Origin of the sequence: Paraburkholderia sp. MM5477-R1 (genome assembly GCF_050436385.1) — a bacterium.
In the GTDB taxonomy this organism is placed as follows: Bacteria; Pseudomonadota; Gammaproteobacteria; order Burkholderiales; family Burkholderiaceae; genus Paraburkholderia; species Paraburkholderia tuberum.
Genome location: NZ_JBNDMC010000010.1, coordinates 71275 through 85417 on the forward strand (window position 1 = coordinate 71275; position 14143 = coordinate 85417).

General features: G+C 58.9%; 10 protein-coding genes. 3 read left to right on the plus strand and 7 right to left on the minus strand.

The features are described 5' to 3' along the window. Window positions 1–13: 13 nt before the first annotated feature. The 7 genes from OKW35_RS44155 to OKW35_RS44185 form a co-directional block, all read right to left on the minus strand. Entirely contained in the window at window positions 14–1426 is a 1413-nt protein-coding gene (locus OKW35_RS44155; protein ID WP_429555346.1) for a hypothetical protein, read from the minus strand. A 38-nt stretch (window positions 1427–1464) separates the two neighbouring features. Then, on the minus strand, window positions 1465–2982 hold the full coding sequence (locus OKW35_RS44160) for an endo-1,3-alpha-glucanase family glycosylhydrolase (protein ID WP_429555347.1): 1518 nt from the start codon (window positions 2980–2982) through the stop codon (window positions 1465–1467). A 71-nt stretch (window positions 2983–3053) separates the two neighbouring features. Then, complete coding sequence (locus tag OKW35_RS44165; protein WP_429555348.1) at window positions 3054–5423, minus strand: GNVR domain-containing protein; 2370 nt, start codon at window positions 5421–5423, stop codon at window positions 3054–3056. A gap of 197 nt (window positions 5424–5620) precedes the next feature. Then, the gene (locus OKW35_RS44170) at window positions 5621–7021 is read right to left on the minus strand and encodes an MATE family efflux transporter (RefSeq protein WP_429555349.1); all 1401 of its coding nucleotides are present in this window, start codon (window positions 7019–7021) and stop codon (window positions 5621–5623) included. Between the two features lie 45 nt (window positions 7022–7066). After that, the gene (locus OKW35_RS44175; protein WP_429555875.1) at window positions 7067–7447 is read right to left on the minus strand and encodes a DegT/DnrJ/EryC1/StrS family aminotransferase; all 381 of its coding nucleotides are present in this window, start codon (window positions 7445–7447) and stop codon (window positions 7067–7069) included. 68 nt (window positions 7448–7515) lie between these two features. Next, window positions 7516–8634, minus strand: coding sequence for a GDP-mannose 4,6-dehydratase (gene gmd, locus OKW35_RS44180; protein ID WP_429555350.1), 1119 nt, complete (start codon window positions 8632–8634; stop codon window positions 7516–7518). A 297-nt stretch (window positions 8635–8931) separates the two neighbouring features. After that, window positions 8932–10089 (minus strand): glycosyltransferase, encoded by a 1158-nt coding sequence (locus OKW35_RS44185; RefSeq protein WP_429555351.1) that lies wholly within the window; start codon window positions 10087–10089, stop codon window positions 8932–8934. A 440-nt stretch (window positions 10090–10529) separates the two neighbouring features. Here OKW35_RS44185 and OKW35_RS44190 point away from each other — a divergent pair, with 440 nt between their 5' ends. The 3 genes from OKW35_RS44190 (at window position 10530) to OKW35_RS44200 (ending at window position 14140) form a co-directional block, all read left to right on the plus strand. Then, window positions 10530–11891 (plus strand): glycosyltransferase family 4 protein, encoded by a 1362-nt coding sequence (locus OKW35_RS44190; protein ID WP_429555352.1) that lies wholly within the window; start codon window positions 10530–10532, stop codon window positions 11889–11891. A 68-nt stretch (window positions 11892–11959) separates the two neighbouring features. Continuing rightward, the gene (locus tag OKW35_RS44195; protein WP_429555353.1) at window positions 11960–12598 is read left to right on the plus strand and encodes a DapH/DapD/GlmU-related protein; all 639 of its coding nucleotides are present in this window, start codon (window positions 11960–11962) and stop codon (window positions 12596–12598) included. Window positions 12599–12883: 285 nt separating this feature from the next. Then, on the plus strand, window positions 12884–14140 hold the full coding sequence (locus tag OKW35_RS44200; protein WP_429555354.1) for a glycosyltransferase WbuB: 1257 nt from the start codon (window positions 12884–12886) through the stop codon (window positions 14138–14140). The last annotated feature ends 3 nt before the right edge of the window (window positions 14141–14143 follow it).

Sequence of the window (14143 nt, forward strand, 5' to 3'; positions counted from 1 at the left end):
GAACCGGAACGGTCTATCTATGACGGTCTATGCCGCCATAAATCGGCCTACTGCTGCGTCGACTATTTTCATACCCGTTCCCACGCGCGGTGAGGATGAAAGACACTACCTCGAATGTCACGAAAACAGGAACCACATAAGCAACCGCGACCATCAGCGACCCGCGCAGCACAAACATCATGTAGAACGATAGATAGAAACCCATCGCGCGCCGAAGCGGAACGACGGACTCGATCAGCAGGTCGATACGGCGTGAAAAATAGCCGAGCAATACACCGTACAGGACCACACCCGGCCAGCCGAAATCGATATATCCCTCAGCGGGAAATGGCGCAGACAGGTTGAGGAACCACATGCTGTAATTCTGCGACAGGTATTCGCCGACCACAATTGCGGTTGCGAGCGGCTTGTCGGGCCAGACGGTATGTGGAACAAAAAATAGCAGCGCTCCTGTTATCTGTTTGCCCCAGAAGAATCCCTCTCTCGCCACGATTTCGACGATGGCGTCCGTATTGGCCCAGGCATCGTAAGTAGTCGATGTGAAATGCTGCTCGAAGTAGGCTTCCAGTGCCGACTGTGACCATGCCCAGTCATCGATCCTGGAATTGGTAAACAACTCTGCGACGGGGAAAAACAGGCCGCTCAATACAAATATCGACCAGAACACGCGTGGCGGACTCCGCAGCCAGCGTCGAAACAGCAGCGATAACAAGGTCAGGTAGATCGGCCCGAGTGCATTTCGTTTCTCGACTGCCGGGTTTTCACAAAGCAGCAGCAAGACGAAAGCAAATAACACCAGTGCAATCCAGATCAGCCCAATCCGCTTCGGACGATGCATTGCAACAAGAATAAACACCGGGACGATCAGGAAATAGAATAGCTTCGACCGAATCATATCGAAGGGCGCACCCATATCCCCGAGGTCATCGGTCTGCAGCTGCTGAGCGAATCTGAATGCACTCGCTGCCGCGACGACGCAGACCGCCAGCACCGGAATCAGAGCCGCATAGTTGATCCCGAAGCTCGGCGGCGGACCCGCGATTGGCTTCGGCAGAGCATGGCGAACGAGAAATCGACTACCCAGATAGGAGATGATGAATACGATAAAGATGAGGTTCGATTGCAATGCAGACGCATCGTCGAAGGGCTTCGTGTTGGTCATGATTTTCTGGTTGTAGGCCAACTGTAGAGAAGGCGCAATGATCAGAAAAATGATCTCGAACACGACAACCGATGAATCCGGAAACGAAGGCCGCTTGTCAAACAGATTCATGCCGAGATGAAATAGAACCACACCCAGCAACAGAATCTGCGACAGGAACATCAACGGCGTGCGTTCCAGACTGATACCCGAGCTGTGGAGCTGCACCGTAAGCAGGCAGACTGCCAATGCAAAGAATCCGATCACATTCACAAGGCGCTTCATCAGGCCGCCATGTGGTTGAGCGAGCGCTCCGGAGCGGACTAGGGCTTGCATTGCAGACTCACCGCTGACCGGGAGGAGCTTCCTCCCACGTAGGTCGGATCCTGTGCGGTCCCCTCTGCAACGATTGGCGTTGCCGATGTGACCTGCGCGACAATGATCCCATCTCGAATGATGGAGAACGCCGGCGTTCCCGCTACCGCCGGCACGCGAAACACGTTGAGGCCCGGCGAAGCATTAAACGTATAGTCGGCCCCGTTCACGCTGATCTGCATCACGGCTGGCGCCGTCAGGAAACCGACCATTTCGATTTCATTCACGGTCTGCCCCATACCCATTTCTATCATCGGAATTTCCGGCGTCAAAGATTTCCCGGGCGAAAAGAGCTGCCTGCGGTGAAAATAAAGAATGCTGTCCTCCGTGATTGGCGGTGGTGCGCCGGATTTCGCCCATTCGATGTAGTACGCAGCCAGGTCATAGAACGCATACTGCGTCCCGACAGAAGGTGACACATGCGTCGATTCGGAATAGTCGTTCCATGTGACGATCTGCGCGTAAGCAGGACTCCATGAAAGCACTTGTGACCATTGGTCCCGAAACAGTTGTGAATTTGATGCCTCCCAAAACTGCGAGTCTTTCGGCCGGGAGTCCTGTGGCGCGACAGGTATCATCACGTCTGCGCCGAACGACTCGGCCGTTGTGAGCGCCTGATCCTCCCAACCGCCCTTGTCGATCGTTTCCGTCGGTGTGCGCACGCCCCAGAATGAAAAGGAATTCGTAATCGCACGGTAATCGGCGGCTTTTGAAGGGTCGAGAAAGATCGGAATGAAGGTGACATTCACGCCCTCTACCGCTGCCTCGTGAATCACATCGGCCCAATAGCCCGGCTCGACATTTTCCGCATAGAACGGTGCAATCGCGAGGTTTCCGTCTGCCGTTCGAAATGCGCTTTTTCTGGTCGCGATGACGCGTATCGCGGCAACCATGTCGTCCACGCTCGCGCCCGCGAGGGCCGACATATCCGGCTCGATCAGAACGGTGAAGTTCGGCGCGATATGCTCTGCAACGGTGTACACGCGCATCACATCGTCCCACTGTTCGCCCTTGTTCAGTTGCATCAGATCCACTCCAAAACCGTCTATGCCGATGACCCCGGCGCGCAGTATCTCCACTGCGAGAGCGCGCTCCTTGTAAGTCTGAACGTCATAAAGAGGCACTGCGAGGGGGCGGTCGCGCAAATAGCCACCCACCTTCAGAAACTTGTTCGACTCACCGCCCGGTTGCAGATATCGCGTACAGTAGTAGTCGGAAGGCGCTGGTAGGTTGTCGAGCGAAAGAGGGAACGGCGTGAAGTAATGCGCAAACACATAGGGTCGATGTCCGGATCCTCTCAGCGCAGCATTGATGGCAAACGGCCACGAGGTCGACGTTGACTCCGCGTCGACCAGGGCTTGCGCGTTAGCCTGCAAAGCGCTCCATTGCGCGCTGGAGATGCCGGGTGCACTTTGTGCGATCGACGCCGCCGTCGCGAATGACAATGCTGCAACGAACGCCGCCATGGCCCGCGCCATCGGGCCACGGAGCACAACGATCAATGCGGCTCGACTGATGCCGCGCATCCGCGGGCTATTCACGTTTCGTGAAGTCCCGACGGACGATGCGCGATGCCGTCGCGCATCGTCTCGGACGGCATTGCGCGTGCAACCCCGCCGAATGCGCCCGCCGAACCCCGCGTGTTTTTAGCGCCTTCCTGGACGTCGACACCGCCGACGGAGGCAGCCGCAAACAAACGGTACTTCTTGCGCTCCGCAATATTGAGTACGGCGCCTGTCACCCGAACGCCGACCGATTCGAACGCGTCCACGCAGGCCGTCAGATTTGCGAGTCGGGAACTGCCCGAGCGGGCGACGACGAACACACATCCCGCTTGCCGCGCCATGACGAGCGTCTCTGATGCATCAAACACCGGCGCGCTGTCCATGATCACGTACCCGTAACGATCACAAACGCCGGCCAGCGCTCGCTGTACCGCATCGCCGGAAAAGCCACCGAGTGGTCCAACTGGCTGAACTCCGCGCGGCAGAAAATCAAAACTACCTTCCGGGCCGACACGAACGGCTTCTTCGAACGTGCAATGTCCCGCGACAAGATCGACCAAGCCACGCGCGGAGCCGGTATCGGCCCGCGTGGACATTCCGCCCGAGCGGGCATCCGCATCGATCAGCAGTAGGCGAGCGCCCCCTCGCGCGAGTTGACCCGCAACTTGCGCCGCGACGGATGATGTTCCGGTGCGCGCATCCACTCCGCTAAAAAGCGCGATGCGAGAACCCGACTCGTACATTTGATGTTCGAAGATGACGCTGAAGCGACGCAAGCACTCGTTGGGCCGAACCGCCGAATGATAGGCGGTGGTCGCAGCACGTCCACGCGCCGCGACGATGCCTCGCCGATACGAAACACCGCGTGCGAAGTCGCCGAACACTCCCGACGCAAGGACAGGCACGCCAGTACGCCGCTCTATGTCGTCGGGGCCGTCAATCCGACCAGACCATGCTTTTCGGGCCAATGCCAACACCATTCCCAGAAATGCGCCGCTCAGAAACCCGAGTACGACCATCAACCCACGCGACGGTTTGATCGGCTTTTCGGGGAGTGTTGCATCGTCGACCAGGCGCACTTCGTTGACCCGGCCAGCCTTGATGAACCGCAGCTGCTGCATGTTGGCAAGCAGGCCCGCGTACAGTTCGTTGTTGGCGCTGATGTCGCGTGAGAGGCCGCGCGCCTGCTGCTCGAGATCGGGCAACATTCGCGCTTCGGTTTCAAGGTCAGCGGCACGCGAGCTCAACGTCGCGATCTGCCGGTCCATGGAGATTACGCTACTGTCGGTGCTCGTGAAGCGTCCCAGCATTTGCTGACGCTGCACCTGAATATCCGTAATTTTCGCCTGCACGTCAGCCAGTTGCTTGATGACGACATTCGTCTGCTCGCTGAGATTCAGCGATCCCGTCTCGCTCTTGAACCGGCTGTAGCGGTCCTCAGACTGTTCAATGAGCCCCTTCAGCGCGGGCAATTCCGTACTCAGTGTCTCAATCGACTTCTGTGCGTCGCTACCCTTTCTCGCTGCCTCATTCAACACATAGGTCGTGCCGATCGCGTGAAGAACGTTGCGAATAAACACCGGATCGGTACCCTCCAGAGACGCGCCGACTATATTCGAGTCCTTGCCGCGTTCGGTGACGCTCAACCTCTCCTGAATCTTCTCGACGACACTCGAATGCGAAAGTCGGCGAAGATCGAAGACCTGTCCCGCATCGCCCGGAAGAGCGTCGATCTTTAAAGAAATGACGCCGTGCTTGGTCTGGAAATGCTCCAGCATGGAAACCGTGCCTTCGAAGGTCTCGTCGCTGCCGGGAATCAGCAGGCGATAGCGGCCATTTCCTGCCGAAACAACTTCGAGTGCCTTGCGTCGCAGACCTGCTGGAATCTCCGCAACCGAGCCGACGCCTTGCTGAACTTCGCTAGTATCCGTGTCGCCGCTGATCCTGTGCCACGCAGCGTTCACCTTCGACGCGACGCGAGATACGACGCTCTGTTTCGGCGTAATCGAGATTTCCAGATGCATCGGAGCGATTGCGGTTTCCACAATAGTGCGCGATGCAATTTTCTGAATCTCGGTAGCCGCGCGTGGCTTGACCGCAAATAGCGACGAGACATCTTCCAGCGAACTACGGCTCGGCGACTCCGGAGGCTCCTGAACCTGCAGCAGCAGGCTTGTCTGATACACAGGGGGCGCAAGAAACGCGTAGACAGCCGCGATGCATCCGACGATAACGGATGAAGCGGCAATTGTCCTGAAGTGAGTTTTCAAAAATCGTACATACGACTCCGTCACCGTATCGCCACGTTCTCTGTGTCGCAAGGCAACAGGATCTCCGACGTCCTTGGTCATGTTAGGCACTCCAGAAATCGAACGAGGGAAACACCAAGGCTTGCTGACCACTCGGTGGCGACAGTTGCAACATCGCCGTTCACGCACTCTCCGGATGCGCAGCGGGCCGCGTGCGCTCACCGGTATGCGCTTTCAGAAGCGTAGCGCCGGAACCATCCGCTACTTTGGGCGTTGACGGTCGAAAGCATGGTTTTGGCCGAAATCGTCACATGGGCTACGCATCTGCCGCCGGCGACCCAGCAGGGCACTCATGCAGAACTGGCAGCTCGATCCTCCGGCGCGCGCAGATGCGAAAATATGCGTGCTCTGAACAACCCAAGAAAGACGACGTAGTCGGCCACGATGCTCGCTATGACTGTCGACCAGACAATCCACGCGACGTCCTGGAATTTGGCGACCAGCCAGAATTTGAGTGTCAGCGCAATCGCGCAGCACACCACCACCGCGATCAGTTGGGATTTCAACTCTCCAACGCCATTCAGGAACATGCCGAACGATTTGCCGAATGCGTCGAGTACCGACATCACCGCGACTGCGCAAAGAAGCGCGACAGGAACGCTAAGATGATTGCCGACCCATTCGCTCAGGAGCCACGGCGACGCGGCATAGATCAGCCCGCTGGTCACAATCGCGATCGCGCCCGTGCCCAACATTGAGAGCTTCAGCGTTTTTGACAGAAAGTCTCTGTCGCCTCGTGCCTTTGCGTCGGCGTAAAGTCCCCATAGCGGGACCGTCAGCATCGAAATGCCCACAGCCAGGAACTGGAAAAGCCGCTGTGCCACTGCGAGCCGCGCGACCTCCGTCGCACCGAGCAGCTTTGCAACGATAAGCGCGTCGAATCCGCTTGCGCACATCACGCCCACCTGCAACGCAAAGAATAGCGATCCCATGCTGAGGATCTTTTTCGAATCGCGCCACAGCGCACCGCGGGTCGCGCCTGACTTCGCTCGCAGCAATCCGTTTCGATTGAGCCGGACCATCAGGCAGGCCGACATGCAGACCTGGACGCCATAAGTCGCGCAGACGAGCCACGGAATCGACACGTGATGCAGGCATCCCCAATACAGAAGCGGCAGCGAGAGCAAATAGCCGATCGCGCTCACGATATGCTGCTCCCATGCCCGCTGGAGCCCGTGAAACACCCGCTTCACGCCGCCTAACGGTATGTTCAGGCAGGTGAGGATCAGGAAGATGGTTGCGGCCACGAACGTTTCGTGTGCGTTGGCTTCGGCGCGATAGTCGAGTACCAGACGCATATCGACGACCTGGAGCGCGACATACAGGCAAACCGCACACAGCGCGCCGACCGCGCTTAACAGCCAGACGCCATGTGTGACGAGTTCGCGAATGCGACGATAGTCGTCGTTTGCTCGCGCCGATGCAACCAGGTTGATGAGCGCGTTGCCAATGCCGAAATCGAGAATGGAGAGCGTGGCGGCAAGGCTCGAAAACGTCATCCATACGCCGAAACGCTGCTCGCCGAGGTACGGCAACGTCCACGACACGGACACAATCAGCACGACGAACGCGAGGCACGAGCTGAAGACATTGCAGGCGATCGTGAGCGCAGCGCGCAGGTACCGGTCTCTGTCGCGTCCTTCGGATCTGCCGACGCCGAACGGCAGCATCGTGAACAGCCGCGAAGACATCGCGACAAGCGCACGACGCGGAGCGATGATGGGTTGCGGCATGGTTTAGAGGAAGATGCGCGCGGCGACACGCGCCTGCGCCAACCCGAAGAACGGATTGCCAGCGCCCAGCAACACCGGGTTGCCTTGCATCGCCGCGCAAGCTCCGTGATGCAGCCATTCGCCACGCCGCGTTCGCTCACGCTTTCGCCCGAACTGCGCGTCGAGCTTCGTGCCTTCTGCAAGCTTGTCAGCCGCGAATCGTTTTCGTGGATTGAAGTACAGGCTCCATGAGCTTCTCGCACGGATAAAGCGGAAGCGGGGGCAATCGTCGCCGACAATCATGCTGCCTTCTCCAGTCGTAATGTGCTTGCTTGCATAAGAACTGGAGCAGACGATGTCGCCGGAACTGCCGCACCTCTCCCCATCGCCCGGATGGCCGCGAATCGCATGACAACGCGTTCACACGGCTTGCGTTCCGGCGCTCGTGCGCGCGGTTCGACGACAACCTGTTCTTATTCGTGACGCTCCAGCGCCCGATAGCCGGCAAGCGTGATCAGCGCGTCGCACTTCGCTATCTGATAGTCGGACAGCACCATTTCCTTGACGAGAGACGCAAAACTGACCGTCGGTGTCCAACCCAGTTTATCGCGAGCCTTCGATGGATCGCCCAGCAAGGTTTCGACTTCGGTCGGCCTGAAATAGCGCGGATCGACCCGCACGATCACCGTGCCCGGTGCGACCCGGCATTCCTTGCTGCTCACGCCTTCGACAATGCCGACTTCGTTGACACCGCTACCCTCGAAGCGAAGCTTGATGCCGAGCTCCGACGCCGCCTGCTGAACGAAATCTCTCACACTGTATTGAACGCCCGTAGCAATCACAAAGTCTTCCGGGGCTTCCTGCTGCAACATCAGCCACTGCATCTGCACGTAGTCGCGCGCGTGGCCCCAATCGCGCAACGCTCCAAGATTGCCCAGATACAGGCAGTCCTGAGATCCGATCGCAATGCGCGCGATGGCCCGCGTGATCTTGCGCGTCACAAAGGTCTCTCCCCGCACGGGCGATTCGTGATTGAACAGAATGCCGTTGCACGCATAGATGCCGTAGGCCTCACGATAATTCACCGTAATCCAGTACGCGTACATTTTTGCCACGGCGTAAGGGCTGCGTGGATAGAACGGCGTGGACTCCCGCTGCGGCACTTCCCTGACGAGGCCGAACAGTTCCGACGTCGATGCCTGATAGAAGCGCGCGCTCTTTTCCAGGCCGAGAATAAGCAGCGCTTCGAGTATCCGCAATGCGCCAAGACCGTCCGCGTTGGCGGTGTACTCGGGTTCTTCGAACGAAACCGCTACGTGGCTCTGCGCAGCCAGGTTATAGATTTCGTCCGGCTGAACGCGCTGGATGATGCGCAAAATGCTCGACGAGTCTGTCAGATCGCCGTGATGCAAATGGAACCGGCGCTGCGCGACGTGATCGTCCTCATACAGATGATCGATACGGTCAGTATTAAAAAGCGAAGAGCGGCGCTTCAGTCCGTGCACCTCGTAATCCTTGTCGAGCAGGAACTGAGCGAGGTAGGAACCATCCTGACCGGTGACACCAGTGATCAGAGCGACTTTATTGCGCATCGTTTCTTCTCCTAGCTTGCATGAGCCACTTTCGAAGTACTTTCATCGGCCTCGTCACCGCTGATGTCGAATCGCGATGACGTGCCGCGCAATCAGAGCCGTCATGCTGCGGCGGCGTCCCACCTGAACGTCGGCGCCCTTGAGTACTTTACATACGCGTCGCTCGCAGACAGGGTGGAGACCGAAATCGGCAAGATGTTGTCGGTAAGGAATCGCCGTGCCGGTCAAGATGAAACGCTGCCTGAATGTGATCGTGTCTCGCGTGTCTCGCGTGTCTCCTCACACGTCACGCGTGGCTCACGCAATCCGGTCGCTCATCAGCGCAATATAGTTTTGAGCGACGCGGGACACGTGAAAGCGATTATCGAAGCAGTGTTTCGCAGCTGTTCTCATCGTCGCTTTCGCGTCTTCCGGCAAGCTGGTCCATTGCCGAAGCAGACGCGTCACGCCTTGCTGCGTGTCTTCGTCCGCGAGCCCCGCGCCATCGCCGACCACCTCGCGCCAGATGCCGACCTTATCCGTCAGCAGCACCGGCACCCCGCACGCCAGCGCTTCGGCCACTACCACGCCGAAATTCTCCTGATGCGACGGAAGGACCATCACGTCTGCCGCTTGCAGCAACGACCACTTGTCGATACCCGTCACCATGTCGAGCCAAGTAATTCGCCCCGCCAGTCCGAGCCGATCCGCTTCACGACGCAGCTTCACGGCGAGGCCGTCGTTGTCCGGGCCCGCAATGACGAGCTGGTAGTCGGTTGCGGCTTCGCGCAGATCGTGAAACGAGCGGATCAGCAAATCGCAGCCCTTCTTTTCATGGATCCGCCCGAGAAACAGGATCAGCTTCCTGCGACCGGACTCACCCGCAGTGGTCCATTTGCTGAGTTCGGGTGCGTCCAGTGCGGGCGATGGCGAGGTCCCAATCGTCATCATCAGCTCTTTTGCCCGATACATCGGAAAGGCCTGGCGCGCGAGCTTGCGTTCGCTTTCGGTCGTGAAGAGAACGCCTTTTGCACGGCTGACGACATAGCGTTCGACCAACAGCCAGTAAACCAGCTTCTTTGCGTACTTCAGTGGATGTCCGACGTTGAACCACGGGTCGAGCATGCCGTGCGGCATCACGAAATAAGGGATTTTTCGCGGGCCCAGGGAAAACACGGCTGCCGCGCTATGAAACTGCCAGATGCCGTCCACGACGATCGCGTCGTATCGTCTGCCATGCTGGATCAGCCACCGGACGAGGCGGAAACTCAGCGCGTATTTTCCCGCATAGTGTCCAAGCCGAACGACCCGGTCGAACGCGACATCGTCGGTCTGATCGGCATGCACTGGAGAGTCGAGGCACACGATGTCGACGGAGTGTCCGCTGAGCCTCAGCTCCGTGGCGAGCCGCTTGAGCGCCTCGGCGGGGCCGCCATAGCGCGCGTCGATCGACGGAATGATGTGAAGTGTTTTCAAAGACGTCCTCCCATAGGCCCAGCCGCGCATGCGAGCCGCCTGAAGCCGGAGGCATCTTTACGCTGGTGCCAGCGGTTGCGAGCGGTTGCCCACGGCGACAGCTGCGGCCCCAGGAGAGTCATCGTACTGTTCGGCTTCGCCCAGAAGCTTGAGTTGGCGGAAATCATCAAGCTTTTGGCCGGGCGGCTGCACGTCTTTTGACGGTGCATTCAGCGCGATTGCGTACAACGGCATTGTCAGTCAGCCAACGGCCTGGCGAAACCGGTCAGAACGCGCCTGCTTCGTTGGCGACCTGCTACCGTTAGATGAGCATGCAACCGATGGCCCGTCGAGAAGTCGCACGCGTGCGTGCGAGCCGGCATCGTTTGCGTCGCGCTGACGATTGCGGTCGACAGACTCGATGGGCGTCGTCCAGGCATCCTTTCATGGGGACTGAAACTATGCTGTCGGAGAGAGCCGCTGCCCACGCTGCAGAAGACAATCAACTGGCCATTCCCCGATTCCCCCATTCCCGCACCGATCATCGTGAACGCATGAGCGGTGCGGAAATCGCTGCCGGCTTATCTCTGTTGCGGCCAGTCCGGATGGTGGTCTTTCTCGAACAGGACAATTCGGTTGGCGGAGGCTTTCAGCAGGCGACGAACGCCGCACTTCTGCTCAAGCGTCTGCCAGCAGAACTATGTACGGTGACCTTCATTACGACGCGCCGCCAGGTCATCGACGAATTGGCTCGCAGCGGCGTCGATTCCCAATACCTTCCGGTTCCGAAATGGCAACGGTTGATCGCCCGCTTTCATGTGATGTGGCGGCATCTGGGTCCGCCAAGTCTGGCCAAGCGCAGGGTCTACTTCAACTGGCTCGACCGCTTTCTGCGAAACAGGGACGTCGATATCGTCTATTTCACCTGTCCATCCTATCTGGCTCTGGTGACTGCGCAATTCAGCTACTTCATTACCGTCTGGGATCTCGCGCACCGCGACGAAGTGGATTTTCCCGAGGTGCGGGCCGGTGGTGAGTTCGAGCGTCGCGAGCAGATCTATCAACACGCGCTGACCAAGGCGACGGGAGTCATCGTCGATTCGCAGGCGGGCCACGATAACGTGGTGCGGCGCTATGGCGTCGATACGGAGAGGGTTCATGTCATTCCCTTTTCTCCCGCAATCGGAACGCTGCTACCCGAGCACGAACTCGACAGTCCGGAGCGCCACGTCGCCATCAAGGCAACGTACGGCCTCGATTGCGACTACATCTACTATCCTGCGCAGTTCTGGCCGCACAAGAACCACGTCTACCTGCTGCGAGGGCTACGCAGTCTCGAAGACCGCTTCGGCATCCGGGTTGGCGCCGTGTTCTCGGGACGCGATCTTGGCAACCTCGCGCACGTGCAATCCGTCGCAGCAGATCTGAAACTGACTGACAGAGTGCGCTTCGCCGGCTTTGTGCCCGATCTCGAAGTACCCTGCCTTTATCGCCAGTCGCTCGCTTTGGTCATGCCGACTTTCTTCGGCCCCACGAATCTGCCGCCATATGAAGCATTTCAGTTAGGCGTGCCGGTTCTCTATTCTGATCTGAAGAATCTGCGCGATCAGGTCGGCAATGCCGGCCTTCTGATCGATCTGTTGAATCCGGACACGATGGCCGACTCGCTTCACCGTCTGATCGCCGATCCTACGCTGAGGCGGGTGCTGATCGAGAGGGGAAAGCGGCGTATCGAGGCGCTCACGGACGATCAGCGGCTCTCTGTCCTGAAAGACGCGCTGGAGGCATTTCGGGTACGCCGCATGTGTTGGGGCGCTTTGTAGATGAACCGCGAGATCTGCAAGACGCCCGTGGTCGGGCGAGATCATGCATCGATAAAGGAAGTCTTCGAATGACATCCGAACTGATCGCCGACGAGCCGATGCCAGACGCAAAAAAGCCGTTGCAGAACGCTGATTGCAATGGCGACGGCGATGGCGCGGCTAACGGCGTGATCGACCTTAGCCGCGCCGGCAAGGGCAACTATGTGAGAGCGCGCGGACCTCTTGTCGAGGCATTATGGTTTCTCGCCGAAGCCACCATCATCAATAGCAAGCTCGTGCCATTTTCCGCTTTGCGAGTTGGACTGTTGCGCCTGTTCGGCGCAAAGATCGGCGCCGGTTGCCGTTTCGTGCATCCGGTTCGTGTGAAAGCACCCTGGAATCTGGTGGTCGGCGATCACTGCTGGTTCGGCGTCAATGCGTGGATCTACAACCAGGCCCCGATCCGTATCGGCTCGCATGTCTGCATTTCGCAAGGCACTTTTCTGACAACCGGCTCGCATGCGATGAGTACGACGATGTCCCTACGCGTCGCTCCCATCGTGATCGAAGACGGTGTGTGGATCACTGCGAACTGTGTCGTACAAATGGGCGTGACGATTGGCCGTTCTGCCGTGGTCACGCCGCTGTCGGTCGTGCATCGTTCGCTCGAAGCCGAAGGCGTCTATGGCGGCAATCCGTGCCGCTTCATCCGCAACCGGTTCGATTGAACCGCGCGCGCTCTCGTAACGAATAGCACCGGGTTGATCGCGACTTAACCGCGTCTGACATCGATCACATGGTCTGGCGAGTCACAACAAGCGTTCGTCTGACCTGACGACGAAAATTCTGCGATCTTCGAAGATCGATACGCATGCGCCAATCGAGCCACCCACGCTCATGAACGCAAGCACGTCCCGCAGAAAAAACGCTGCCGACTTCGAACTACGCATGCTGCTTTCTTCCGTTGCTGTACACGTACGCGGTTTTCCTATTCCAGCAATGGTGGTGGCTCAATGAAAGTGCTGATGATCTCGCTGAACTATGCCCCCGAAGTCACCGGCATCGGAAAGTACTCGGCCGAACTCGCGGAATGGCTCGCGGCGCGCGGCCATACGGTACGCGTGATTGCCGCATCGCCGTATTACCCCGAATGGCGGGTACAGCCGGGTTACAACCCTCGCATGTATGTGACGGAGCAGATCAATAACGTCTCTGTCATCCGCGTGCCGTTCTGGTGTCCGGCACGCCCCTCCGGTTTGAAACGACTGTTGCACCTGATGAGCTTCGCGCTCTTCGCGATTCCGGCCACGCTACGGCAGATCGCGTGGCGCCCTCAGGCCGTCTGGCTGGTCGAACCGCCGTTGTTCGCGTCGCCGGTCGCTCTGCTTGCTGCGCGCATCTCCGGTGCGTCTTACTGGCTCCACATTCAGGACTACGAGGTGGACGCGGCCTTTCGTCTGGGAATACTGAAAGGCCGGGCGGCAAGAAAACTCGCACTGGGCGCGGAAAAAAGACTGATGTCGCGCGCCGACGTGGTTTCGACGCCCTCCGCAGCAATGACCCGGCTTGCTGCACAGAAGGGTGTGCTTCGAGAAAGGACCTTCACGTTTCCGAATTGGGTCGACCTGCAGCACGTGCATACGAGCAGCGCAGACAGTTCATATCGCTCACAGCTCGAGATCGGTGACGGCGTACAGGTTGCGCTCTATTCGGGCAACCTTGGGTTGAAGCAAGGTCTGGAAATCATTGCGGATGCAGCGCAGATTCTCAGTTGGCGCAAGGACATCGTGTTTGTGATTTGCGGCGCGGGACCGGCCAAGGCACTCTTGCTCGATAAAGCTCAAGACCTGTCCAACGTCATATTCCTCGACCTGCAACCCAAGGACCGCTTCAACGACCTGCTGGCGCTGGCGGACATGCATCTGCTGCCGCAACGCGCGGACGCTGCGGATCTCGTGATGCCTTCAAAACTCGGCGCGATGCTCTCGAGCAACCGGCCCGTCATTGCGACGGCGAATCAGGGCACGGAGCTATGGGAAGTCGTCAACTCGGTGGGTATTGCCGTGGAACCCGAGTCGGCCACGGCGTTGTCTCAGGCCATTCTTCGTCTCGCCGATGACCGGCCGCTGCGCGAGCACCTCGGCTCGCTCGGCCGGCAGTACGCGGCCTCCAATCTCTCGAAGGAACCGATTCTCCTGCAGTTCGAGGCGCGCCTGCGTAGCGCGGTCGCCGCCAGACGCAACGTCGGTGATCGGGCGACAACGACCTAGCGT

Excerpts from the sequence above, each read along its gene's own strand:
- OKW35_RS44200 (WP_429555354.1), top strand. The coding sequence starts at position 12,884 with ATGAAAGTGCTGATGATCTCGCTGAACTATGCCCCCGAAGTCACCGGC.
- OKW35_RS44190 (WP_429555352.1), top strand. The coding sequence starts at position 10,530 with ATGCTGTCGGAGAGAGCCGCTGCCCACGCTGCAGAAGACAATCAACTG.
- OKW35_RS44195 (WP_429555353.1), top strand. The coding sequence starts at position 11,960 with ATGACATCCGAACTGATCGCCGACGAGCCGATGCCAGACGCAAAAAAG.
- OKW35_RS44170 (WP_429555349.1), bottom strand. The coding sequence starts at position 7,021 with ATGTCTTCGCGGCTGTTCACGATGCTGCCGTTCGGCGTCGGCAGATCC.
- gmd (WP_429555350.1), bottom strand. The coding sequence starts at position 8,634 with ATGCGCAATAAAGTCGCTCTGATCACTGGTGTCACCGGTCAGGATGGT.
- OKW35_RS44160 (WP_429555347.1), bottom strand. The coding sequence starts at position 2,982 with ATGGCGGCGTTCGTTGCAGCATTGTCATTCGCGACGGCGGCGTCGATC.
- OKW35_RS44155 (WP_429555346.1), bottom strand. The coding sequence starts at position 1,426 with ATGAAGCGCCTTGTGAATGTGATCGGATTCTTTGCATTGGCAGTCTGC.